This is a genomic window from Providencia sp. PROV189 (genome assembly GCF_028480065.1).
Taxonomy (GTDB): Bacteria; Pseudomonadota; Gammaproteobacteria; order Enterobacterales; family Enterobacteriaceae; genus Providencia; species Providencia stuartii.
Map to the genome: position 1 here is coordinate 59,312 of NZ_JAMPOG010000001.1, position 23,315 is coordinate 82,626.

Here is a 23,315-nt window from a genome sequence, read left to right on the forward strand (position 1 = left end):
TTGCCGATTAGACAGGAACGGTTTCAATGATAGCAATATGGCTTTCTGTTGGAATAATTCGGTTGATTTTTAGACCTGCTTGCGAGAACAATGCGTTAAATTCAGCTTCTGTATGCTCGTTACTATCGTGAATAACACTAAAGCATATAAGCTCTAATTCCTTTCCAAAATGGACGCGATTATCTTCGGGGATAATCGCGTCCATGACCAGTAATTTTGAGGTTGGTTTCATGGCGCGACGGATGGTTTTAAATATCTCAATAAGCTTATCATCACTCCAATCATGAGTTATGTATTTCAATAGGTAGATATCAGCTTCTGGACACTGTTCAAAAAAAGAGCCGGGTTGTAATGTCCAACGGGTATTATCTTTGAGCCGATGTAGAATATTTTTTTCTAGCACATGTTTCCTATCAAATAGGATACCCTTTAATGACGGATTACGTGCCAATACTTCAAGTAGCAGGTTGCCTAAGCCGCCAGCAATATCGGCAACAATGATATTTTCTGGGAAAGTATAATTTTTTAGGATAAATTCGTTTTCAATTTTTGATAAAGAAGCTTGCCCTTCATCAAAGCCATCTGGTTGATCAGCATTCTTTTCCCAGTAATCAAAGAATGTACTTCCGAATAAATCTTCAAATACGCGCTTACCATAAGCGGATTGTGTGAACTCTGCGCTCGTTAGCCAAAAGGTTTTATCAGTCAACCAGAGAATAGCAGGGCGCAATGAGTAGGGGTGATCAGTGCATAAAAAGGTCGCTTCTGGCGTTAATGCGTAATGAGTGCCATCTAAACAAGTAAAAATTTTACGGGTTGCGAGTACTCGAAGAATTTTTTTCACGACTCTCGCATCTGCCTTTATTTCAGCAGCCAGTTGCTCAACGGTCTTTGCTTCCTGCATTAAATGATCCGCAATATTTAACTGCACCGCGGCGCGTAGTGCTGCTTGAAATACAAAACCAATAGTTTGCTCAAGCACATACAACGCGGCTTGCATATCGTTCTGCTCTATTGTGTTACTTGATTGCATATTCATAAATTTCCTCATCGAATCTTTATTATCAAATCAATAAGTAAAAGTTAAGTATTGTCGTGAAGTATAGATTAGTAAAATTATTTCTTGGAAAGTACTCTTAATTTTTATCAATAAAAATTAGGGGTGCCATAGTGTTTATTATTTTCGCTTTAATTTGAATTTCTGTTGGTCTCGCAATAAATATCAATTTTATTAATTATTCTGAGGTTTTTTTATTCAGGTGATGAGGTTTTTTTTCGAGGTGTATAAAATTGGCGACAAACCCCTTATTTGGGTGTCTCCAAATGGAGACATTTAATTTGTTGAAAAATAAAAATAATTTTCTATGCTGTGGTGGGTGTCTTTAAAAGGAGACAGTATAGAGGAAAGAAAGAAAAATTTTAGAGGTGAAAAAGAAGAAATAAGAAACCGAAAAAATAAAAGCGCTTATCTTTCAATTAATTAATAAATATATTGAAAAGTTGGCACGATGTGTGCATAATAATATTCAGTTGCTCATTCAACATTATTATGTCGGTCCACATTAGGGTGGGAACATACCACATAAAGCAAGAATGATGCCAAAGTAAGGTGCCTACCGTCCAACAGCACAGATATTCGCTTTCGAGCTTTATCAAACACAGGGCGACACGTGGAGTGAGGCACCACCTATATGATTATAAAGAGATAATCATATATCACATCAGTAAATCGCTGGCGGAATAAAGTTGAACTCTTTATTCCGCCTTCCTGTATTTATCCCCCCATAATTTTTCTTGTTTATTCTCAATGAGATTGGCACATTGCTTGCTGTAACTAGCGTGACTCTTATGAAATAAGAGGGAAAATCGAACTGTGGTGATCATCAAGTTCACGTAATTCATTCAGTTCTGTTACCATGGAACCTCGTTTAACAGGTGTGAGATGAATGCATTGAGTAAATGGCGTCTATTTCCGCGCTCCTTGCGCCAATTGGTTGTCATGGCATTTTGGTTAGTGCTATTGCCACTATTGGTTCTGGCTTATCAGGCATACCAAAGCTTGGAGCAATTAAGTAATCAAGCTGCTCAAATCAATAAAACAACACTTTTAGATACCCGGCGAAGTGAAGCGATGGGTGGACTAGCTTTAGAAATGGAAAGAAGCTATCGCCAATACTGTGTTTTGAAAGATGCTTCATTACATACCCTCTACCTCAAGCAGTTTTCTGATTATCAGCAGATGTTTGAGCGGCAAAAAACGATACTGCCTAAAAATGCAGATACATCGGCACTGACTCGCGCGTTAGAAGAATTAAAAACGGTAGTTTGTGAGAATAGTGAACCGCCTAAAGAAGTCACCGCAGCATTAAGCCAATTCTCAGAGCAGAATAATGCATTAATACAAGAGACCCGCGACGTAATATTTAGTCGAGGGGAGCAATTACAAAAAGCAATTGCCAATAAAGGACAGCTTTTTGGTTGGCAGAGCCTTATCCTCTTTTTATTGAGTGTGCTCTTAGTTGCTTTGTTTACTCGAATGATTATCGGGCCAGTGAAAGGCATCGAACGTATGATCAACCGATTAGGCACAGGCAGAACGCTGACAAATAATTTAAAATTATTTAAAGGGCCTCGAGAGTTACGCTCGTTAGCGCAGCGGATTATCTGGTTAAGTGAACGCTTAGCTTGGTTAGAATCGCAGCGCCATGAGTTTTTGCGGCATATTTCCCATGAGCTGAAAACACCATTAGCAAGTATGCGTGAAGGCACTGAATTACTGGCCGATGAAGTGGCGGGGCCGCTTACCGAGTCACAAAAAGAGGTTGTAGAAATTCTTGATAACAGCAGTAAGCATCTTCAGCAACTTATTGAGCAGCTTCTTGATTATAATCGTAAATTAGCAGATAGCCCGCCAGAAGCACAACATGTTGATTTGCAAAAATTGATTGAAGACATTGTTATGGCTCATAATTTACCTGCGAGAGCGAAAAATATTCAAACGGATATTCGTCTACGTATTGACCATTGCCTTGCTGAACCAACGCTACTAGGACGGGTTATTGATAATATCTACTCCAATGCGGTGCACTATGGCAGTGAATCAGGTAATATTTGGATCACAAGCCGCAGAATAGATAATAAGCTTGTTATTGAAGTTGCTAATACTGGCACACCAATTCCTGAGTCAGAACAAAGTATGATTTTTGAACCTTTTTACCAAGGGTCGCTTGTGAGAAAAGGAGCTGTCAAAGGCAGCGGATTGGGGCTAAGTATTGCACATGATTGCATTAAGCAAATGGGGGGTGAACTTTCACTAGTACCCAATAAATTAGCAGATGTCTGCTTTAGAATTGAACTGCCTTTAACTGCAGAGAATGAATAATAATGGCAAATAGGTCTACAGATGTTTTGGTTGCATTACGCTTTGCGGTGTTACCAAAGCGATATATCGGGTTAACGAAAAAAAACTCTAGATTCATCCAAAAGCAAAAAGCGGTGCATATAGGCGCGTTATTGTTGTCACTCATTTTAACGGGTTGTACGACTCAAAATGGGCAATCTTCTTTAGATACGTTAGCTCAAGTTGTTGTCCCTGAAGTTAAAGTGACCGATTACCGCTATGCGGCATGTGAGGGCGTTTGGGAAAATTATCAGCCTAATGCGCGAGAAAATGCACTTTTTTGGTTGAGGATGATGGACTGTGCCGATCGTCTCGACCCTGCTACAGCACGCAAGCAGGCATCACAGATACAGATTGAAAATTGGTCGGACTCATTTCAGCACAGTATCTTAATGGGCGCGGCTGAACCCACAATTGCTGAACGACGCAAAATGGTCGACAGTATGAACACTTTTAGCCTTAATTTCCCCACGGCAATTCGCCCGTTATTACAACTTTGGCGTGAACAACAGGTACAAACAATTAATCTTGCTGAAGCCAATTCTCGTTTTAAGCGGCTACAGCAAGATACAGACAATAAACTTGACCGTATGAAAGAAGAAAATGCCAGACTGGTATTTGAACTGAATACAACCTCACGTAAATTAGAAAATTTAACTGACATTGAGAGGCAACTCTCCTCTCGCAAACAAATTACCAATGAAACGGAAAAAGAGGTTGAAGCGGTAGATAAAAAGCAACCAAAAGAAGCGGCTAAAACGGAAAAACCAGTCGCTGAGGATGGTAACTCTTCAACTAATAACCCATCGGAGAATGAGCGCAATGACCAACCGTAAATCAGCAAATCTTCTGCTGGTGGATGATGATCCTAGTCTGCTGAAATTACTGGGTATGCGCTTAAGCAGTGAAGGTTTTAAAGTCACCACCGCGGAAAGTGGGCCAGAAGCGCTAAAATTGCTTCAAAAAGAAAAAATAGAGTTGGTGATTAGTGACTTGCGAATGGATGAAATGGATGGAATGGCTCTGTTCGATGAGATCCAGAAGCAACACCCTAATTTACCCGTGATAATCCTCACCGCCCATGGCTCAATTCCCGACGCCGTTGCAGCAACACAGCGCGGCGTATTTAGTTTCCTAACCAAACCTGTTGATAAAGATGCGCTCTACAAGGCCATTGATGAAGCATTGGCATTATCTTCAACACCAATCAGTGATGAAGAGTGGAGTGAAGGCATTGTTACCCGCAGCCCGTTGATGATCCGACTGTTAGAACAAGCCCATATGGTCGCGCAATCGGATGTGAGCGTATTAATTAATGGGCAGAGTGGTACAGGTAAAGAGGTCTTAGCACAGGCAATCCATAAGGCAAGCCCACGGGCACGCAAACCATTCATCGCGATTAACTGCGGCGCATTACCAGAACAATTACTTGAATCTGAGCTATTTGGCCATGCAAAAGGGGCCTTTACAGGGGCTGTGAGTAGCCGAGAAGGGCTATTCTTTGCCGCAAATGGGGGAACGCTATTTCTTGATGAAATCGGCGATATGCCAATGCCGCTACAAGTTAAATTATTACGCGTATTACAAGAGCGCAAGGTACGTCCTCTTGGCAGTAATCGTGATTTAGATATTGATGTGCGTATTATCTCTGCAACACACCGTAATTTACCGAAGGCGATGGAAAAAAATGAGTTTCGTGAAGACCTCTATTATCGTCTGAATGTGGTGAATTTGCGCATCCCAGCCCTGAATGAGAGGGCGGAGGATATACCTATTTTAGCTAACCATTTACTACGTGAATCGGCATCTAGGCATAAGCCGTTTGTTCGTAGCTTCTCGACAGAAGCTATGAAGTGTTTGATGTCAGCCAGTTGGCCGGGCAACGTACGTCAATTGGTTAACGTCATTGAGCAATGCGTCGCATTGACGACAACACCTGTGATCAGTGAAGCGCTGGTTAGCCAAGCGTTACAAGGTGAAAATACGGCACTTCCAACGTTTGTTGAGGCACGTAACCAATTTGAGCTTAACTATCTACGTAAACTATTACAGATGACAAAAGGGAATGTGACACAAGCCGCTCGCATGGCAGGCAGAAATCGTACTGAATTTTATAAATTATTGGCACGTCATGATTTAGAGGCTAATGATTTTAAAGAATAATTGGCCTTATCATCTAAATTTATCGTGTTTAAGTCACTCAATTTATCGCTGCCGTGGTAATGGCTAGTGAAGAGTGAATTAAGGTATCAATATCAATGCTCGGGAGAAGAAATACCTTATGAGCCGTAAGCTTAATATTTCACTAGCTCAATTAAATTGGTTAGTTGGCGATATTGAAGGCAACTGTGAACGCATGTTGCAAGTTTTTGAAGAACAAAAGAATATCGCTGACATTGTTGTGTTCTCTGAGCTGTCACTCACGGGGTATCCACCGGAAGATCTTTTATTCCGTGCGGATTTTACCCAACGTTGTTTAGTGCAATTAGAACGCTTACAAAATGCGAGCACGGAAACAGCGATTGTTGTTGGTCACCCGTGGACAGAAGCGGGGAAAATGTATAACGCCCTCTCTTTTTTCTACCAAGGAAAACTCCTCACCCGCTATTTCAAACAAGAGCTGCCAAACTATGGTGTTTTTGATGAGCTTCGCTATTTCTCAGCGGGGGATAAAACTGGTGTGGTTGACTTTAAAGGTTACCGTATAGGCTTATTAATTTGTGAAGATATTTGGTTCGATGGGCCAGTGGATGCCGTTAAGCAAGCCGGTGCCGAACTATTGTTGACGATTAATGCCTCCCCATATGATCGTAACAAGGATCATAGTCGGAGTGATTTATTGGTAAGGCATTGCCAGCGTACACAATTACCTATCATCTATTTGAACCAAGTGGGCGGTCAGGATGAGTTAATTTTTGATGGTGGCTCTAAAGTGCTGGCGAGTGACGGTAAAATCACACATCAGCTGGTTGATTTTGATGAGCAAATCGTTAATTGCCAGTTTAATGAGTTATCCGCGGTACCGATGGAAAAGCTAGCACCAGCACTGTCACCAGTTGCACAGGTTTATCAAGGCTTGGTGATGGCAACTCGCGATTATATCAATAAAAATGGTTTTAATGGCGCTATACTCGGTTTATCCGGTGGGATTGATTCGGGATTAACAGTGGCAATAGCGGTGGATGCGATTGGCAAAGAACGCGTTCAGGCCGTGATGATGCCATTCCGCTATACCTCAGAAATGAGTATCCATGATGCCAAAGAGCAGGCTGAATTGCTTGGTGTTGAGTTTGATATTGTCTCAATCGAACCTATGTTTGATGCTTTTATGTCACAACTTCAACCAATGTTTGAAGGTACTGCTGTTGATACTACCGAAGAGAATTTACAGGCGCGTTGCCGTGCTGTTATTTTAATGGCGATGTCCAATAAGCGCCGTCGTTTAGTTTTAACGACCAGTAATAAAAGTGAATCTGCCGTTGGCTATTCAACCTTATATGGTGATATGGCGGGCGGTTTTGATGTTTTAAAAGATGTACCAAAGACATTGGTTTTTGAGTTAGCGAAATATCGTAATACGATCTCTCCTGCGATACCGCAACGTGTGATCGATAGGCCACCATCGGCGGAGCTGGCACCAGGGCAGCTCGATCAAGATAGCTTGCCGCCATACGATATTTTAGATGCGTTACTTGAAGCTTATGTGGAAAAAGATTATTCCGTGGCACAATTGATTGAGCAAGGCTTCGATGAAGCAACGGTTCATCGCGTTGTGCGTCTTGTCGATATTAACGAATATAAACGCCGTCAAGCGCCAGTTGGACCACGTATTACGGTGCGTAATTTCGGAAAAGATCGTCGTTATCCAATCACGTCAGGTTTTGGCCGTAAAAACTGGTCATAACAGGAATTATTTATGAAAAAAATTGATGCAATTATTAAGCCTTTTAAGCTGGATGATGTCCGAGAAGCGTTAGCGGAAGTGGGGATCACTGGGATGACGGTAACAGAAGTCAAAGGTTTTGGTCGTCAAAAAGGTCATACCGAGCTTTATCGTGGCGCCGAATATATGGTGGACTTCCTGCCTAAAGTCAAAATTGAAATTGTTGTGCCCGATGATATTGTCGAAAGCTGCGTAGAAACTATTATGCAGACGGCACAAACTGGCAAAATTGGTGATGGCAAAATTTTTGTCTACGATGTTGCTCGCGTGATCCGTATTCGTACTGGTGAACAGGACGAAGAGGCGATTTAATTTCCATGCTTTTTTCGCGGCTCTAGTCACATTTCAAGGGAGCCGCGCCATCGACCCCTACTTACTACGCATTATTTAGGGAATGGTCGTGGGGCAAACATCATGGAATAGCTTAGTCATTATTTAATAAAAAGCGGTAACGGCATAAACACAGGAATGGGATTAAAAGAGTGTTTAGTATGCAAAACCGTTACCGCGAAATTTAAATAGGTTATTTAAAATTAATTTAAAGGTAGAACTTTATGAGGGCCAAAGCACTCATAATGAATATTCTCTGCTGAAACGCCCATCTCAATCAGTTGTTTAGCGATGTATTGCATAAAGCCAACTGGACCACAGAAATAGAACTGCATATTTGGAACGTCTAACCACGCTTTAACCTGCGAAAGATCCATTAAGCCACTAAATTGATAATCAAATCCTTGTTTATCTTCTGCACGTGGCTGATTAAACCAAACAGCGGATTGGCTATGTGGATGGTGAGCAAGGTGTTTATTTACCTCATGATGGAACGCATGAACGGCACCATTTTCGGCGGCATGTAGCCAGTTAACTTGTGCTTCATGGCCTTCCTGAGTTAATGAATTGAGCATGCTCAGCATCGGTGTTAAACCGACACCCGCTGAAATGAGAGTGACAGGGGTTTTATTATCGATATCAATAAAGAAATCACCGCATGGTGGTGCTAAATGAACAATATCACCTTCATTTAAGTTTTGGTGAATATAATTGGAGACAACACCATTATCTTCACGTTTAACGGCAATACGATAACTACGACCATTTGGTGCTGTGGTCAGTGAATATTGGCGAATTTCTTGGTTAGTTAGGCTGTCATCATTGATATAAATAGTGATGTATTGGCCTGGACGATAATCTGCGACAGGCTGACCATCGACAGGGACAAACTCAAAGCTTGTGATCACATCACTTTGCGCCTGTTTAGCCGCAACACGGAACTCACGTAAACCTTCCCAGCCCCCTGTTTTATCTGCATTTTGGCGGTAAATTTCTGCTTCACGATTGATAAAAATATCAGCAAGGACACCATAAGCTTTACCCCAAGCATCTAACACTTCTTGCCCTGGGTTGAGTAACTCATCGATAGCAGCCAATAAATTTTCCCCGACAATAGGGTAGTGTTCAGGTTTGATATTCAAGCTTGCATGTTTTTGTGCGATTTTTTCTACAGCAGAAATCAATGCTTCGGGCGTCTCAATATGTGTTGCATACGCGCAAACCGCATTAAATAAGGCTTCACGTTGTGAGCCGTTACTTTGATGCGTCATGTTAAAAATATCTTTCAGCTCAGGATGTTGTTTGAACATTCTGTCGTAGAAGTGAGCAGTTAGTTTGGGACCCGTTGCAGCAATGGCTGGGATAGTGGATTTAACAATAGCGATAGTTTGGCTGTCTAGCATACAGGCTCTCCTGAAATAATTTCATTCGATGATGAATTTTATAACATGTATTTTAAATGCAATTTATAACTTTTAACACACAAAGTAAATAGGTCTATTATAAAAAGAGTTTAAAAATAGAAACTTTATAAAAGAGTCACCCAATAAATAGGATTTAATCTCTTAGCAATGCGAATATGGCTGATTTTATCTTGGTATGCTTGATAGTCTTTTATGACTGAGAAAATTTATGCAAACGTTTGCGTATATTTTTTCTTTAGGGCTATCACCCTGAAGAAAAAGAGTTTACACTGTGTGCTATTGCGATAGTTTTGTTATCAACTTATTGAATGGCTGAGGCAGGAGAAGCGAATGTTAAAGCGTGAAATGAATATTGCAGATTATGATCCACAACTGTGGGAAGCAATGGAACAAGAAGTCGTCCGTCAAGAAGAACACATTGAGTTAATTGCTTCAGAAAACTATACCAGTCCACGAGTGATGCAAGCTCAGGGATCTCAGCTAACGAATAAATATGCAGAAGGCTACCCAGGCAAACGCTATTACGGTGGTTGTGAGTATGTTGACGTTGTCGAGCAATTAGCTATCGATCGTGCAAAAGCGCTGTTTGGTGCAGATTATGCTAACGTACAACCTCATTCAGGTTCACAGGCTAATGCGGCTGTTTATATGGCGTTGCTGCAACCGGGTGATACCGTATTGGGTATGAACCTTGCTCATGGTGGTCACTTGACCCATGGTTCACCTGTCAACTTCTCTGGCAAACTTTATAACATCGTTCCTTACGGTATCGATGAAAGCGGAAAAATCGACTACGAAGATATCAAAGCACAAGCATTGAAACATAAGCCAAAAATGATCATCGGTGGTTTCTCTGCATATTCTGGTATTGTTGATTGGGCTAAAATGCGTGAAATCGCAGATAGCATCAATGCTTATCTATTCGTTGATATGGCTCACGTTGCGGGTCTAATCGCAGCAGGCGTCTATCCTAACCCAGTTCCACACGCACATATTGTTACTACAACAACCCATAAAACATTAGCTGGCCCTCGTGGTGGTCTGATTTTGGCGAAAGGTGGTGACGAAGAACTGTACAAAAAACTGAACTCAGCCGTCTTCCCTGGCTCTCAAGGTGGCCCGTTAATGCATGTTATTGCAGGTAAAGCGGTCGCATTGAAAGAAGCGATGGAACCTGAATTTAAAGTTTATCAACAACAAGTTGCGAAAAATGCGAAAGCAATGGTAGAAATTTTCCAACAACGCGGTTATAAAGTAGTGTCCGGTGGCACAGAGAACCATCTGTTCTTAGTGGATCTGGTTGATAAAGGTATTACAGGTAAAGATGCTGACGCTGCATTGGGTCGTGCAAACATTACGGTGAATAAAAACAGCGTTCCTAACGACCCGAAAAGTCCATTTGTTACCTCTGGTATCCGCATTGGTACGCCAGCGATCACACGTCGTGGCTTTAATGAAGGCGATGCACGTGAACTGGCTGGTTGGATGTGCGATGTTCTGGATAACCTCAATGATGAAGCGACCATTGAACGTATCAAACAAAACGTATTGAATATCTGCGCAAAATACCCAGTTTACGCATAAAATAAAATTAATTTAGTTTCAAAACCCGCTTCTACACTTTGGTAAAAGCGGGTTTTTTGCATTGAAAAACAAGGAGGAGTGATGGTAATTCCATCAACTCGCTGGCTAGCGATTGATTATTTTACCTATTTTTTCGCTTACAGTATTTTTCTACCATTCTGGCCAATTTGGCTACAAGGTGAAGGTATTGATGCTGAAATGAGCGGGGTGTTATTAGGGATTGGGTTAGCTGCGCGTTTCCTTGGTGCAATGTTTATTACACCGATGGTTAAAGATCAATCCAAACTCATTAACGCATTAAGAATATTGGCAGGATTGTCTCTACTCTTTGCTGTTGCCTTTTCCTTTGGTTCCCATTGGGCATGGCTATTTTTTGTCATGACTGGGTTTAACTTATTTTTTGCGCCATTAGTGCCACTTGGTGACTCGCTGGCAGGAACATGGCAAAAGCAGTTTCCCTTTGATTATGGCAAAATTAGGCTTTGGGGCTCCGTCGCTTTTATTATTGGCTCCATAGCGATGGGATATTTCGCCGATATATTAGGTCATCAATCCATTATGGTGGCTTTAATTATTAGCTGCTTAGCTTTATTACTCACGGCAATGTTAACGCCTGCAATTATGCCTAAAGGCATACCTAAAGTTGCAGGAGAAGATAAACTCTCATTTAGACAACTCATTGCAGATAAAAACGTAGTGACGTTCCTAATTTGTGTCACCTTGTTGCAAGGTGCACATGCTGCATATTATGGCTATGCCTCTTTATTTTGGAAGGAAGCAGGCTATTCTGACATCGTTATAGGTCGCCTCTGGGCACTTGGCGTTGTCGCTGAAGTTGTGGTTTTTATGTTGAGTAACAAACTATTTCGTCGTTGGAGTTCACGAAATCTACTTTTGTTATCTGCCATCAGCGGCATCATTCGTTGGGGGCTAATGGGGGCATTTACCTCACTACCAGTCCTTATTGTTGTTCAGATATTGCACAGCGGAACCTTTACCGTATGCCACCTCGCTGCAATGCGTTTTATCAGTGCTCGAAAAGAAAATGAAATTATTCCATTACAAGGTGTTTATTCAGCATTAGCAACAGGGGGCGGTTTAGCTATCATCACTGTTGTGGTGGGGGCTATCTATGAGCGTGTGCCAGACAATCACGGTTTAGTCTTTTATTTAATGGCACTATTGGCGATCCCTGCTTTGTTTATTAGACCGAAAGTTGTAGCACAATCATAAGGTTAACTTGGGTTTGTTCCTAAATATCAGGGTTAGATATATATCTGAAGTGAATGAACAATCCAAAATCACTAACAAGAAGGCATTTTGGTGGTGTAATCGATAGTAAAAAACGTGACACTAAAATGCTTTCTATCAAATTGAGTTATCTTATGGTGGGTTATATGAGAGGGGAGAATTAAAGGCATTGGGGGAAGCCCCAACACCTTTATTAAATCATTAACGTTTCAGTGACTCGGATAATTCTTCACGCATCACAGATAAAATCTCTTTAACAATGCGTGGGCTACCCGCAACAATATTACCTGAAGCTAAGTAATTATGGTTGCCAACAAAATCCGTCATAATACCGCCAGCTTCACGCATGATCAGTTCACCACCTAAGAAATCCCATGGTTTTAAACCAATTTCATAGTAAGCATCGACACGACCCGCAGCGACGTAACACAAGTCAAGAGCCGCTGAGCCTGTACGGCGGAAGTCTGCACAGCTCTCAAACATTTTGCTCATGATGTTCATGAACACAACGGCGTGCTGTTTTTGCTTAAAGGGGAAACCGGTTGCCACGATCGCGCCATCGAGTTCGCGAGCATCGGCACCACGTAGGCGATAACCATTTAATTGTGCGCCTTGACCACGAACAGCGGTAAATAACTCGTTACGCATAGGATCGTAAACAGCGGCGACTTCTGTACGGCCTTTAATACGAACCGCGATAGAAACAGCAAAGTGAGGGAAACGTTTTGTGAAGTTAGTAGTGCCATCCAGTGGATCAATTACCCATTGAATATCATCTTCTTTACCAAGTAACTCACCACTTTCTTCAGTAATGATAGTGTGGTCAGGATAAGATTTACGGATGACCTCGATAATTAAATGTTCTGCTTCACGGTCAACGTTGGTGACGAAATCGTTAGAGCCTTTTTGAGTGATTTGAACATTGTCAGGCGTTTCATAGCTTTTTGCTATGTGGTTGCCAGCCTTACGCGCAGCACGTATGGCGATATTTAGCATCGGATGCATGGGCTTTTTCCACTGGAATGTTAAAGAACGAAAAACTTTGAGTGGGCGGATTATATAGATGTTCGTCACAATAAGCAATTTTGTGTTAGACTCTTGCGATTATTTTTTAGAAAAACGACTAAACCATGTTAGACAATATCCGCATTATCCTTGTTGAGACCTCACACACTGGCAATATGGGCTCTACTGCTAGAGCCATGAAAACCATGGGTTTATCCAACCTTTATCTCGTTAATCCACAAGTACAGCCTGACTCGCATGCGATTGCGCTTTCTGCAGGAGCCAGCGATGTTATTGGCAATGCCACGATAGTCAATTCATTGGATGAAGCTCTAGAAGGGTGTAAATTAGTCATTGGCACGAGCGCGCGCTCTCGGACACTTTCTTGGCCGATGGTTGCACCGCGTGAATGTGGCGAAAAATCAGTGATGCAAGCGAAAACGGCGCCTGTTGCCATAATTTTTGGCCGTGAGCGTATTGGGCTGACCAATGAAGAGCTGCAAAAATGCCAGTACCATCTTTATATACCTACCAATCCTGAATATGGTTCATTAAACCTTGCGATGGCGGTTCAGTTGGTCAGTTACGAAATTCGCATGGCCTATTTAGCCCTAGAGGAAAAAAACGCAGTGAACTCGGAGGAGGATGAGGTAGAATATCCGCCGGTAGAAGATATTGAGCGTTTTTATGTGCATCTTGAAAGTGTGTTGAATGAATCAGGGTTTATTCGTAAGGCGCATCCGGGCCTAATTATGAATAAATTGAGACGTTTATACACCCGTGCACACATTGAAACTCAGGAGCTACATATTTTACGAGGTATCCTGACTTCAATGGAAAAATGGGCAAAAAAATGAGTTATCACTCCGTGAAAAATACTTGAGTAAATTAGTCAGGTAAATAGTTGACTAAATTAGTCGGGAATGTCACAATTGGGCAATATTTTACCACGGAGTATATGTTATGAGACTCACTTCCAAAGGGCGTTATGCAGTAACGGCGATGTTAGATGTCGCATTACACTCTCAGACAGGGCCTGTACCTTTAGCTGATATTTCTGAGCGTCAGGGAATTTCCCTCTCTTATCTTGAGCAACTTTTCGCTCGTCTACGCAAAAACGAGCTTGTTTCGAGTGTTCGTGGCCCAGGTGGTGGTTATTTGCTAGGCCGCGATGCTGATCAAATTTTTGTTGCTCAAGTAATTGCCGCGGTTGATGAATCTGTTGATGCGACACGTTGTCAAGGCAACAAAGAAGGTTGTCAAAATGGTGACCGTTGTCTAACGCATGCGCTGTGGCGTGATTTGAGCGATAGGATCACAAGCTTCCTAAGCAGCATTAGCCTTGATGAATTAGTGAAAAATCAAGAAGTCATAGATGTCGCCGATAGACAAGATAACGAAAAACGTCGGGCAACATTAGGTGGTCTTTCACCTGAAACGATTATTAATGTCCGTGCTTAATTATATAATATTTTAATAAATTGCAGTTGATACACAAAGTGATGGGGTTCGAATGAATGATCATCATAGGTATCGTTAGAAAATGAAGACAATTTTGTCTTTTGGAGTAAGTGAGCAATGAAATTACCGATTTATCTTGATTATTCAGCAACAACACCGGTTGACCCACGTGTTGCTGAAAAAATGATGCAATGTCTAACAATGGACGGCATTTTTGGTAACCCCGCTTCGCGCTCTCACCGTTTTGGGTGGCAAGCAGAAGAGGCCGTTGATATTGCACGTAATCAAATCGCAGAATTGGTGAATGCCGATCCACGCGAAATTGTCTTTACTTCAGGTGCAACAGAATCTGATAACTTAGCTATCAAAGGTGCCGCTAATTTCTATCAAAAGAAAGGCAAGCACATTGTCACTTGTAAAACAGAGCACAAAGCAGTTTTAGACACCTGCCGCCAGCTTGAGCGTGAAGGGTTTGAAGTGACTTACCTTGCACCACAAAGCAATGGTTTGATTGACCTGAAAGATTTAGAAGCTGCTTTACGCGACGATACTATCCTTGTTTCTATTATGCATGTGAATAATGAAATTGGTGTCGTTCAAGATATCGCAGCCATCGGTGAAATGTGCCGTAGCCGCAACATTATTTTCCATGTCGACGCCACTCAAAGTGTTGGTAAACTCCCTATCGACCTGTCCACTCTGAAAGTGGATTTGATGTCATTCTCTGCACATAAACTGTATGGCCCTATGGGTATCGGTGCTTTGTATGTGCGTCGAAAACCACGTGTTCGCCTTGAAGCTCAACAACACGGTGGTGGTCATGAGCGTGGTATGCGTTCTGGTACATTACCTGTCCATCAAATCGTTGGGATGGGTGAGGCTTACCGTATCGCAAAAGAAGAAATGGCTGAGGAGTCAGCACGCTTACGTAAACTGCGCATGCGTCTTTGGAATGGCATTAAAGATATTGAAGAAGTTTACCTCAATGGTGATTTAGAGAACGGTGCTCCACACATTCTGAATGTCAGCTTCAACTATGTTGAAGGTGAATCGCTGATGATGTCTCTTAAAGATTTAGCGGTATCATCTGGCTCTGCATGTACTTCTGCAAGCCTAGAACCTTCTTATGTTCTACGTGCCCTTGGAATGAATGATGAACTTGCTCACAGTTCTATTCGTTTTTCTTTAGGTCGCTTTACAACAGAAGAAGAAATTGACTATGCAATCAAACAGATTCATGGCGCAATTGGCCACTTACGTGAACTGTCTCCTTTATGGGAAATGTTCAAAGACGGCGTAGATCTTAACAGCATCGAATGGTCTCACCATTAATCAGACAGTTTCAGGAGTTTAAAAATGGCATATAGTGAAAAAGTCATCGATCATTATGAAAATCCACGTAATGTGGGTTCATTCGACAATAACGACCCAAGCGTAGGTAGCGGGATGGTTGGCGCGCCAGCTTGTGGTGATGTGATGAAACTGCAAATCAAAGTAAATGATAATGGAATCATTGAAGATGCGCGTTTCAAGACTTACGGCTGTGGCTCAGCAATAGCTTCAAGTTCACTTGTCACTGAGTGGATGAAAGGTAAAAGCTTAGATGAAGCCGAAGCGATTAAAAATACAGCTATCGCTGAAGAGCTAGAATTACCACCAGTGAAAATTCACTGTTCGATTCTTGCTGAAGATGCAATTAAAGCAGCCATTGCGGATTATAAAAGCAAACGCCAAGGCAAATAAGGCTTTAATTCCGGCTAATGGGCACATGGACATAAATAACTAAAATCCGTGTGATGAAAACATCGGTCGGTATAATTGATTAATTTTTAAGGCGGATGCTACCAATTAGTGAGTATCTGCCTTGTTTGTTTCTATAGTGAGGTTCGCAATGTCTATTTCTCTAACAGAAAGTGCTGCGCAACGTATTCAAGCTTTCCTCGCAAGCCGTGGTAAAGGTGAAGGTTTACGCCTTGGTGTCAGAACATCAGGTTGCTCAGGCATGGCCTATATTCTCGAATTTGCAGATATTATCAATGAAGAAGATACCGTTTTTGAAGATAAAGGTGTCAAAGTGATCGTTGATGGTAAAAGCATTGTCTACTTAGACGGTACTGAGCTAGATTTTGTCAAAGAAGGCTTAAATGAAGGTTTTAAATTCAATAACCCCAATGTCAGCAGTGAGTGCGGTTGTGGTGAAAGCTTTCACGTATAATGTCTTTTTATAGGCAATATTTTTAACTAATGCATTTCGTGGCTCCTGACACCTATCGAAAGCGAATATTCGCGCTGATTATTTAACATTGTGAGTGAGTTTTGATAGCTAACTAGACGAAGTGCATGAGTGCGTCAGTTCGAGAAACTAAGTACTTATGGATTATTTTACTCTTTTTGGGTTAACGCCCAACTATGCGATCGATAATGAACAATTAACGCAACGTTTTCAATCGCTACAGCGCCAATACCATCCAGATCGCTTTGCTGCCTGTACGGAACAGGAAAAAATGCAAGCGCTTCAACAAGCGGCAACGATCAATGCGGCTTACCAAGCTCTTCGTCATCCACTAAAACGTGCCGAATATATGTTATTACTACAAGGGATTGATATTAATAACGAACAACATACTATGCACGACACTGCATTCTTAATGGAGCAATTAGAGCTACGAGAAGAGCTCGATAATATTGAGCACCATAATAATGCGACTGATTTGCTTACAGCGTTCATGACGAAAGTAAAACAAATGCAAAAAACACGTTCCGCATTGATGGTTGAGCAACTCGATAGTGCACAGTGGGAATTGGCGGCAGATACGGTACGTAAATTGCGTTTTCTCGATAAATTACAGCAACAAGCTGAACAACTCGAAGAACGTTTACTGGATGATTTTTAAGAGAAACGATTATGGCTTTACTTCAAATCAGCGAACCAGGCATGACAGCCGCACCACATCAACGTAAATTGGCGGCGGGGATTGATCTTGGTACGACTCACTCTTTGGTCGCCACGGTACGTAGCGGTGAAGCAACGGCTTTACCTGATCATGATGGGCGTTATTTACTACCATCGGTCGTCAATTATCAATCCGATAATAAACAAGTGGGCTGGGCGGCAAAACAGCTAGCAGAGCGTGACCCTGTTAATACCATTATTTCGGTAAAAAGAATGATGGGGCGTTCATTGGCTGACATCCAACAACGTTATCCCGACCTACCTTATCGTTTCACTGCTAGTGAAAATGGGCTTCCTTTTATTCAAACGGCGGCAGGGCAAGTTGATCCGATCCAAGTTTCTTCAGATATTTTAAAAACGCTAGCAAAGAGAGCGGAAGAAACATTAGGCGGAGAAATGGATGGTGTCGTGATCACCGTCCCCGCTTATTTCGATGACGCACAACGCCAAGGAACAAAAGATGCAGCCCGCCTTGCCGGTTTACATGTTCTCCGTTTATTAAATGAACCGACAGCGGCGGCTATTGCCTATGGTCTTGATTCAGGCCAAGAAGGGGTCATCGCTGTTTATGATTTAGGAGGCGGAACATTTGATGTTTCTATTTTGCGCCTAAGTCGTGGTGTGTTTGAAGTCCTTGCTACAGGGGGCGATACCGCACTGGGCGGCGATGATTTTGACCAAGCATTAGCCAAATGGATTGCCGAGCAAGCAGGTATTCAGACACAAGGTGACCACCATTTAAATCGTCAATTACTGAATGCTGCAACCGAAGCGAAAATCGCACTTAGTGAGGCTGAAACCGCACAAATTTCATTGCCACAATGGCAAGGAGAAATTCAGCGTGAGGTGTTTGAACAGTTAATACAAAACCATGTGAAACGCACATTAATGGCCTGCCGTCGTGCATTGAAAGATGCACAAGTAGATGCTGATGACGTGTTAAATGTGGTGATGGTTGGTGGCTCTACCCGCGTGCCTTTAGTCAGAAATAAGGTTGGTGAATTTTTTGGTAAACAACCATTAACTTCGATTGATCCTGACAAAGTAGTAGCCATTGGTGCTGCCATCCAAGCTGATATTTTAGTGGGCAACAAGCCTGATAGTGACATGTTGCTGTTAGATGTTATCCCATTGTCGTTAGGTCTTGAAACGATGGGGGGATTAGTCGAAAAAATTATCCCTCGTAATACCACGATACCTGTAGCACGTGCCCAAGAGTTTACGACGTTTAAAGACGGACAAACAGCGATGTCTGTGCATGTGGTACAAGGTGAGCGTGAAATGGTTTCAGATTGCCGTTCATTAGCACGTTTTTCATTACGCGATATTCCGCCAATGGCTGCTGGTGGTGCTCATATTCGTGTCACTTTCCAAGTGGATGCGGATGGCTTGTTAAGCGTCAGTGCAATGGAAAAATCGACGGGAGTAGCCGCTTCTATTCAGGTGAAGCCCTCATATGGGTTAACTGATACTGAAATTTCAAGCATGATTAAAGATTCAATGACTAATGCGCAAGATGATTTAAATGCGCGCCGTTTAGCGGAACAAAAAGTTGAAGCAGCAAGAGTGCTTGAGAGTTTGACTAGTGCATTAGAGCAAGATGCTAATCTATTGACTCCCGACGAAGAGTCAGCGATTGATAATGCCGTCAATATATTAATTGAAGCAGTAGAAGGCACAGACTCTACTGCTATTGAAAATGCCATTAAACAACTGGATAAGCAATCACAGGGGTTTGCGGCGCGTCGAATGGATGCTTCTATTCGCCAAGCGTTATCAGGCCAATCTGTGGATGAGATATAATTATGCCTAAAATAGTTTTTCTACCTCATACAGAATTATGTCCGGAAGGTGCAGTTGTTGATGCACAACAGGGCGAGTCAATTTTAAATGCAGCATTGCGAGTTGGCATTGAACTTGAACATGCATGTGAAAAATCATGTGCTTGTACAACTTGTCACTGTATTGTTCGCGAAGGCTTTGATTCTCTCGAAGAGAGCAGCGAATTAGAAGATGACATGCTGGATAAGGCATGGGGATTAGAACCAGAAAGTCGCTTAAGCTGCCAAGCTTTGGTCGCTGACGAAGATTTGGTTGTTGAGATCCCAAAATATACAATTAATCACGCTCGTGAGCATTAATACTGATATAATCCGCTGTGTGGGGAAGCAAATATGAGCCTTAAATGGTCGAATAGCCGAGAAATCGGTGAAGCACTGTACGATGCGTATCCTGATTTGGATCCAAAAACTGTGCGCTTTACGGATATGCACCGATGGATTTGTGAATTAGAAGAGTTCGACGATGATCCACAAAAATCCAACGAGAAAATCTTAGAAGCCATTTTATTGGTTTGGTTGGATGAGTTCGAATAATTTTCAAATTTGATAGATAAACCGGGCAACTCGTCCGGTTTTTATTTATGAGCACTATCTTGATACCTATTTGGCCGTTAATCGGTTAAGTTACTTCTATCAGCGACTGATTTAGACAAGAGCTGCCTGTAAAAAACAGATACAGATAAAGTGGGAGAAACGATGACAAAACAAATTATGCCAGTAATGATTTCATTTGAAGCCGCGGCACCTTGTTGGGGTGAAGGGGCGTTAGTGAGTTCTGGCGATAAAGGAATAACTATTCATTTAAAGCATCCGGGTAAGTTGTGCGCGGTACAAAGTGCAGGGCGTAAATTGGATAGCCAAGGTATTCGTAATGTTTCTTTAACGGGTGAAGGTTGGGATCTAGAAAAAAGTTGGGCATTTTGGCAAGGTTTTCGTGCACCAAAAGGGGCAAGAACAATAGAGTGGCCAGTTTTGCCAGAAGCGGATCGCCAAGAATTAGAAAACCGTATCCGTACAATTGATTGGGTACGCGATGTGATCAATGCGCCAGCGGATGAGTTAGGGCCAGAGCAACTGGCGCAACGTGCGATTGATTTGTTGTGTCATATTAATGCCGAAGATATCAGTTACCGTATCATTAAAGGTGATGATCTACTTGAGCAAGGGTATGCAGGTATTCATACGGTAGGTCGTGGTTCAAGCCGTGCGCCTGCTTTATTAGCGTTAGATTACAACCCTACAGGCAACCCCCACGCGGCTGTTTTTGCCTGCTTAGTTGGGAAAGGGATCACATTTGATTCAGGTGGCTATAGTATCAAACCTTCATCATCCATGAACTCAATGAAAGCAGATATGGGTGGGGCAGCAACGCTGGTTGGTTCTCTGGCACTCGCTATTAATCGTGGTCTGAAAAAACGCGTTAAATTGTTCCTTTGCTTGGCTGACAATATGGTTAGCAGTAATGCCTTTAAATTAGGTGATATCATCCGTTACCGCAATGGCAAGTCTGTTGAAGTGATGAACACAGATGCAGAAGGTCGTTTAGTTTTGGCTGATGGCTTGATTGATGCAAGTAAAGAGCAACCATCGCTGATTATTGATGCGGCAACTTTAACGGGGGCTGCAAAAACCGCAGTTGGCAACGACTATCATTCAGTGCTTAGCTTTGATGATAAACTGGTTGCTGAGCTTATGGATGCTTCAAATGAAGAGTTTGAACTGTTTTGGCGCTTACCGCTGGCTGAATTCCACCGCCAGCAATTGCCGTCGGGGTTTGCAGACCTAAATAACATTGCTGCACCATCCCATACAGCAGGTGCAAGTACCGCAGCCGCATTCCTATCCCATTTTGTTGAGAATTATCGTCAAAACTGGGTGCATATTGATTGTTCAGCAACGTACCGTAAATCACCAGTGAGCCTGTGGGCTGAAGGTGCAACGGGAATTGGTGTAAGAACGATAGCAAACTTACTGATGAAAAAAGCAGGCTAAAAAGTTTTATCTTAATAAACATTAGCGGGGACGAAGGGGGCGACTTTTCGTGCCCGTTTTTTTATTATAGGGTTAATTATTTTTCTATGAGGCATAAGCATGTCGCAGCAATCCGAATCGAATAAACCTTTTAGCAACGATAACAATATCGAATTTACTGAGTTGGTTATTCCTCAAGGGGCATCGTTAAAATTAAGCGCACTTGAAGAAGAGCCTGAAGCATTAGTAGGGGTCTTAACTGAATGTTTTAAACAGCATAAGGTGGTACGCCGAGCCTTTTTAGTATCTGCCCAAGAAGAAAACCAAGAGGGTGATGAAGCTATTTTAATGGTGGCATTAGAGTTTGTGCCAGGAACTGAGAATATCGATGAGATTATTCATCAAGCGGGAACATTAGCGTGTGAATATTTAGACGATAATGAGTCCATTGATTTTTGTTTAGTTAATGAAGCAGAAAAGGGTATTAGCCATTTTATTACTGAACATATTCAACCTTTCTATCAACGTAAGTTAGGCAGTTGGTTACGTGATTCAATCCCAATTAAAAACACCAAATAAGCTTCTGCAGTGGGTTAGTGGCCCACTGTGGGGTATCCCTCATTAGACCAATAGCTTAAATAACCTAAGCAGCGAGCGTCATTACATATAGCGTTTCAGAATCATGCTATTTTTCAGAGAAACTTTTGTCGTGAGTTAATTGAGCGACTAATGACCTTTTCAGTATTGAGATGATAGGTTTGTCATGTAATGACAAATAGTAGGGTACATCGTCCATATTGATGGTTAAATAGTTTAAAGTCATAAATATTGCTGTGTCGATAACGATATGGCTAGTGTGAGTGTAGTCAGTAACGACTTAATATATGACGAGTTATAGTGGTCATTTAAAATACGATGCTCCCTTCTAAGGCAATCACCAAAATCGCCTGCAAATAAATATCACAATGATTTTTATAGGTCTGCTTAGATAAGGTTCGCTAATGAAGAAAGTACAACGACACTCAGCTCACGATGCGGCATTTAAAGGTTTCATGGCGCAAATAGAAAATGCTAAAGATTTTTTTCATTTTCATTTACCAGAGCATATTCATGCATTATGTGATTTTGAAACATTAACTCTCACTAATTCTTCTTTCATAGACAAACAATTGCGTTCACGATTATCAGATGTGTTGTATTCAGTTCAAACGACAGAAGGAGAAGGGTATATTTACTTACTCGTCGAACATCAATCTTCACCAGACAAATTGATGGCATGGCGATTAATGCATTATGCATTTTTAGCGATGAATCAGCATTTGCAACAAGGGCATAAGAACTTGCCGCTAGTCGTACCTGTTTTGTTTTATCACGGGGAGAGTTCACCTTATCCATATTCACAATTATGGACTGACTGTTTTCCTCTCGCGGATGTGGCTAATATCTTGTACACACGTTCTTTTCCTTTAGTCGATGTCACGGTTATTGATGATAATGAAATTGTTAATTATCGTAAGGTTGCAATTATGGAATTGGCTATGAAACATAAGCATTTGCGGGAGGAAAGTGAGCATGTGATCTCCCTATTGGCTCAAGCGCTCAATAATCACTATAATACTGATAGCGATGTCATCACTATTCTCAACTATCTATTTTTTACGATGGATGCAGAAAATGTTGAGAAAATAGTCCAACAGTTGAGTGAAAAAACTGAAAAGCATCAAGAGGTTATTATGAATATTGCACAACGTTTGCAAGATAAAGGTGTAAAAGCAGGCTGGGAAAAAGGGCATCAACAAGGTCTGGAAGAGGGCATTGAAAAAGGTATTGAAAAAGGCATTGAAAAAGGCAAACATGAGGCAAATCTTGCCACCGCTAGAACACTTTTAAAAAATGGAATTAGCCTTGAGTTAATTATGGAAAGTACAGGGCTAAGCCAAGAAGAACTTATTTCCCTCCAGTGATGTGACAGGCGCCCTGTTTTGTTGATGTGAAGGGGAGACTGTAATTTAAATTGTGTATTTGCCTGCTTTTGATAGGTTAAATCCAACAACAAAGCAGGCATATTATGGATGAGAAAAAATGAAAAGCCCTTGCTGCAGAATTTGCAAAAGGCATTAAAACCGAAGCTGACCTCAATCAGTTCACTCGC

22 protein-coding genes are annotated in these 23,315 nt (G+C 41.8%); 19 read left to right on the plus strand and 3 right to left on the minus strand.

Annotated elements, in window-relative coordinates:
* Window positions 1-7 precede the first annotated feature (7 nt).
* A complete protein-coding gene (locus PR833_RS00285; protein WP_196715410.1) occupies window positions 8-1,039 on the minus strand; it encodes a methyltransferase in 1,032 nt (343 codons plus the stop codon).
* 903 nt (window positions 1,040-1,942) lie between these two features.
* Here PR833_RS00285 and PR833_RS00290 point away from each other — a divergent pair.
* The 5 genes from PR833_RS00290 to glnB all read left to right on the plus strand — a co-directional run bounded on the left by PR833_RS00290 (window position 1,943) and on the right by glnB (window position 7,655).
* Window positions 1,943-3,382 (plus strand): sensor histidine kinase, encoded by a 1,440-nt coding sequence (locus tag PR833_RS00290; RefSeq protein WP_014656328.1) that lies wholly within the window; start codon window positions 1,943-1,945, stop codon window positions 3,380-3,382.
* A 2-nt stretch (window positions 3,383-3,384) separates the two neighbouring features.
* Window positions 3,385-4,236 carry a two-component system QseEF-associated lipoprotein QseG gene (gene qseG / locus PR833_RS00295; protein WP_272525794.1) on the plus strand — a complete coding sequence of 284 codons (852 nt, stop codon included), beginning with the start codon at window positions 3,385-3,387 and terminating at the stop codon, window positions 4,234-4,236.
* Window positions 4,223-5,563: a two-component system response regulator GlrR gene (glrR, locus tag PR833_RS00300; protein WP_004921431.1), complete on the plus strand. Its 1,341-nt coding sequence runs from the start codon at window positions 4,223-4,225 to the stop codon at window positions 5,561-5,563. The genes qseG and glrR overlap by 14 nt, the downstream gene beginning before the upstream one ends.
* A gap of 118 nt (window positions 5,564-5,681) precedes the next feature.
* On the plus strand, window positions 5,682-7,304 hold the full coding sequence (locus PR833_RS00305; protein ID WP_014656326.1) for an NAD+ synthase: 1,623 nt from the start codon (window positions 5,682-5,684) through the stop codon (window positions 7,302-7,304).
* A 12-nt stretch (window positions 7,305-7,316) separates the two neighbouring features.
* Complete coding sequence (glnB, locus tag PR833_RS00310) at window positions 7,317-7,655, plus strand: nitrogen regulatory protein P-II (protein WP_004921424.1); 339 nt, start codon at window positions 7,317-7,319, stop codon at window positions 7,653-7,655.
* A gap of 221 nt (window positions 7,656-7,876) precedes the next feature.
* Here glnB and hmpA read toward each other — a convergent pair whose 3' ends face one another.
* Window positions 7,877-9,076, minus strand: coding sequence for an NO-inducible flavohemoprotein (gene hmpA / locus PR833_RS00315; protein ID WP_004921414.1), 1,200 nt, complete (start codon window positions 9,074-9,076; stop codon window positions 7,877-7,879).
* A 351-nt stretch (window positions 9,077-9,427) separates the two neighbouring features.
* On the opposite strand from hmpA, the gene glyA reads away from it, so the two are divergent.
* On the plus strand, window positions 9,428-10,681 hold the full coding sequence (glyA, locus tag PR833_RS00320) for a serine hydroxymethyltransferase (protein WP_004921412.1): 1,254 nt from the start codon (window positions 9,428-9,430) through the stop codon (window positions 10,679-10,681).
* An 81-nt stretch (window positions 10,682-10,762) separates the two neighbouring features.
* Window positions 10,763-11,914 (plus strand): 3-phenylpropionate MFS transporter, encoded by a 1,152-nt coding sequence (locus PR833_RS00325; protein WP_004921405.1) that lies wholly within the window; start codon window positions 10,763-10,765, stop codon window positions 11,912-11,914.
* 219 nt (window positions 11,915-12,133) lie between these two features.
* Here PR833_RS00325 and suhB read toward each other — a convergent pair whose 3' ends face one another.
* Window positions 12,134-12,937, minus strand: coding sequence for an inositol-1-monophosphatase (gene suhB / locus PR833_RS00330; protein ID WP_004921404.1), 804 nt, complete (start codon window positions 12,935-12,937; stop codon window positions 12,134-12,136).
* Between the two features lie 125 nt (window positions 12,938-13,062).
* Here suhB and trmJ point away from each other — a divergent pair, with 125 nt between their 5' ends.
* The 12 genes from trmJ to PR833_RS00390 all read left to right on the plus strand — a co-directional run bounded on the left by trmJ (window position 13,063) and on the right by PR833_RS00390 (window position 23,127).
* Complete coding sequence (trmJ, locus tag PR833_RS00335) at window positions 13,063-13,794, plus strand: tRNA (cytosine(32)/uridine(32)-2'-O)-methyltransferase TrmJ (protein ID WP_004921401.1); 732 nt, start codon at window positions 13,063-13,065, stop codon at window positions 13,792-13,794.
* A gap of 106 nt (window positions 13,795-13,900) precedes the next feature.
* On the plus strand, window positions 13,901-14,398 hold the full coding sequence (gene iscR, locus PR833_RS00340; protein ID WP_004921396.1) for a Fe-S cluster assembly transcriptional regulator IscR: 498 nt from the start codon (window positions 13,901-13,903) through the stop codon (window positions 14,396-14,398).
* A 117-nt stretch (window positions 14,399-14,515) separates the two neighbouring features.
* Window positions 14,516-15,730: an IscS subfamily cysteine desulfurase gene (locus tag PR833_RS00345; protein WP_014656323.1), complete on the plus strand. Its 1,215-nt coding sequence runs from the start codon at window positions 14,516-14,518 to the stop codon at window positions 15,728-15,730.
* A 24-nt stretch (window positions 15,731-15,754) separates the two neighbouring features.
* Entirely contained in the window at window positions 15,755-16,141 is a 387-nt protein-coding gene (gene iscU, locus PR833_RS00350; protein WP_004921389.1) for a Fe-S cluster assembly scaffold IscU, read from the plus strand.
* A gap of 148 nt (window positions 16,142-16,289) precedes the next feature.
* Window positions 16,290-16,613 carry an iron-sulfur cluster assembly protein IscA gene (iscA, locus tag PR833_RS00355; RefSeq protein WP_004921385.1) on the plus strand — a complete coding sequence of 108 codons (324 nt, stop codon included), beginning with the start codon at window positions 16,290-16,292 and terminating at the stop codon, window positions 16,611-16,613.
* A 157-nt stretch (window positions 16,614-16,770) separates the two neighbouring features.
* Entirely contained in the window at window positions 16,771-17,292 is a 522-nt protein-coding gene (gene hscB / locus PR833_RS00360; RefSeq protein ID WP_004921381.1) for a co-chaperone HscB, read from the plus strand.
* An 11-nt stretch (window positions 17,293-17,303) separates the two neighbouring features.
* Window positions 17,304-19,154, plus strand: a complete 1,851-nt coding sequence (gene hscA / locus PR833_RS00365; protein ID WP_272525795.1) for a Fe-S protein assembly chaperone HscA — start codon at window positions 17,304-17,306, stop codon at window positions 19,152-19,154.
* Between the two features lie 2 nt (window positions 19,155-19,156).
* Window positions 19,157-19,492, plus strand: a complete 336-nt coding sequence (fdx, locus tag PR833_RS00370; protein WP_004921377.1) for an ISC system 2Fe-2S type ferredoxin — start codon at window positions 19,157-19,159, stop codon at window positions 19,490-19,492.
* A 33-nt stretch (window positions 19,493-19,525) separates the two neighbouring features.
* On the plus strand, window positions 19,526-19,726 hold the full coding sequence (gene iscX, locus PR833_RS00375) for a Fe-S cluster assembly protein IscX (protein ID WP_053110534.1): 201 nt from the start codon (window positions 19,526-19,528) through the stop codon (window positions 19,724-19,726).
* 162 nt (window positions 19,727-19,888) lie between these two features.
* Entirely contained in the window at window positions 19,889-21,184 is a 1,296-nt protein-coding gene (pepB, locus tag PR833_RS00380) for an aminopeptidase PepB (protein ID WP_004921373.1), read from the plus strand.
* A gap of 99 nt (window positions 21,185-21,283) precedes the next feature.
* Window positions 21,284-21,742: an enhanced serine sensitivity protein SseB C-terminal domain-containing protein gene (locus tag PR833_RS00385; protein WP_004921371.1), complete on the plus strand. Its 459-nt coding sequence runs from the start codon at window positions 21,284-21,286 to the stop codon at window positions 21,740-21,742.
* A 422-nt stretch (window positions 21,743-22,164) separates the two neighbouring features.
* On the plus strand, window positions 22,165-23,127 hold the full coding sequence (locus tag PR833_RS00390; protein ID WP_272525796.1) for an Rpn family recombination-promoting nuclease/putative transposase: 963 nt from the start codon (window positions 22,165-22,167) through the stop codon (window positions 23,125-23,127).
* Window positions 23,128-23,315 lie beyond the last annotated feature (188 nt).

Bases quoted from the DNA above. Each gene is read 5' to 3' on its own strand.
- PR833_RS00285 (WP_196715410.1), bottom strand. From the start codon at position 1,039: ATGAATATGCAATCAAGTAACACAATAGAGCAGAACGATATGCAAGCC.
- PR833_RS00290 (WP_014656328.1), top strand. From the start codon at position 1,943: ATGAATGCATTGAGTAAATGGCGTCTATTTCCGCGCTCCTTGCGCCAA.
- qseG (WP_272525794.1), top strand. From the start codon at position 3,385: ATGGCAAATAGGTCTACAGATGTTTTGGTTGCATTACGCTTTGCGGTG.
- glrR (WP_004921431.1), top strand. From the start codon at position 4,223: ATGACCAACCGTAAATCAGCAAATCTTCTGCTGGTGGATGATGATCCT.
- PR833_RS00305 (WP_014656326.1), top strand. From the start codon at position 5,682: ATGAGCCGTAAGCTTAATATTTCACTAGCTCAATTAAATTGGTTAGTT.
- glnB (WP_004921424.1), top strand. From the start codon at position 7,317: ATGAAAAAAATTGATGCAATTATTAAGCCTTTTAAGCTGGATGATGTC.
- hmpA (WP_004921414.1), bottom strand. From the start codon at position 9,076: ATGCTAGACAGCCAAACTATCGCTATTGTTAAATCCACTATCCCAGCC.
- glyA (WP_004921412.1), top strand. From the start codon at position 9,428: ATGTTAAAGCGTGAAATGAATATTGCAGATTATGATCCACAACTGTGG.
- PR833_RS00325 (WP_004921405.1), top strand. From the start codon at position 10,763: ATGGTAATTCCATCAACTCGCTGGCTAGCGATTGATTATTTTACCTAT.
- suhB (WP_004921404.1), bottom strand. From the start codon at position 12,937: ATGCATCCGATGCTAAATATCGCCATACGTGCTGCGCGTAAGGCTGGC.
- trmJ (WP_004921401.1), top strand. From the start codon at position 13,063: ATGTTAGACAATATCCGCATTATCCTTGTTGAGACCTCACACACTGGC.
- iscR (WP_004921396.1), top strand. From the start codon at position 13,901: ATGAGACTCACTTCCAAAGGGCGTTATGCAGTAACGGCGATGTTAGAT.
- PR833_RS00345 (WP_014656323.1), top strand. From the start codon at position 14,516: ATGAAATTACCGATTTATCTTGATTATTCAGCAACAACACCGGTTGAC.
- iscU (WP_004921389.1), top strand. From the start codon at position 15,755: ATGGCATATAGTGAAAAAGTCATCGATCATTATGAAAATCCACGTAAT.
- iscA (WP_004921385.1), top strand. From the start codon at position 16,290: ATGTCTATTTCTCTAACAGAAAGTGCTGCGCAACGTATTCAAGCTTTC.
- hscB (WP_004921381.1), top strand. From the start codon at position 16,771: ATGGATTATTTTACTCTTTTTGGGTTAACGCCCAACTATGCGATCGAT.
- hscA (WP_272525795.1), top strand. From the start codon at position 17,304: ATGGCTTTACTTCAAATCAGCGAACCAGGCATGACAGCCGCACCACAT.
- fdx (WP_004921377.1), top strand. From the start codon at position 19,157: ATGCCTAAAATAGTTTTTCTACCTCATACAGAATTATGTCCGGAAGGT.
- iscX (WP_053110534.1), top strand. From the start codon at position 19,526: ATGAGCCTTAAATGGTCGAATAGCCGAGAAATCGGTGAAGCACTGTAC.
- pepB (WP_004921373.1), top strand. From the start codon at position 19,889: ATGACAAAACAAATTATGCCAGTAATGATTTCATTTGAAGCCGCGGCA.
- PR833_RS00385 (WP_004921371.1), top strand. From the start codon at position 21,284: ATGTCGCAGCAATCCGAATCGAATAAACCTTTTAGCAACGATAACAAT.
- PR833_RS00390 (WP_272525796.1), top strand. From the start codon at position 22,165: ATGAAGAAAGTACAACGACACTCAGCTCACGATGCGGCATTTAAAGGT.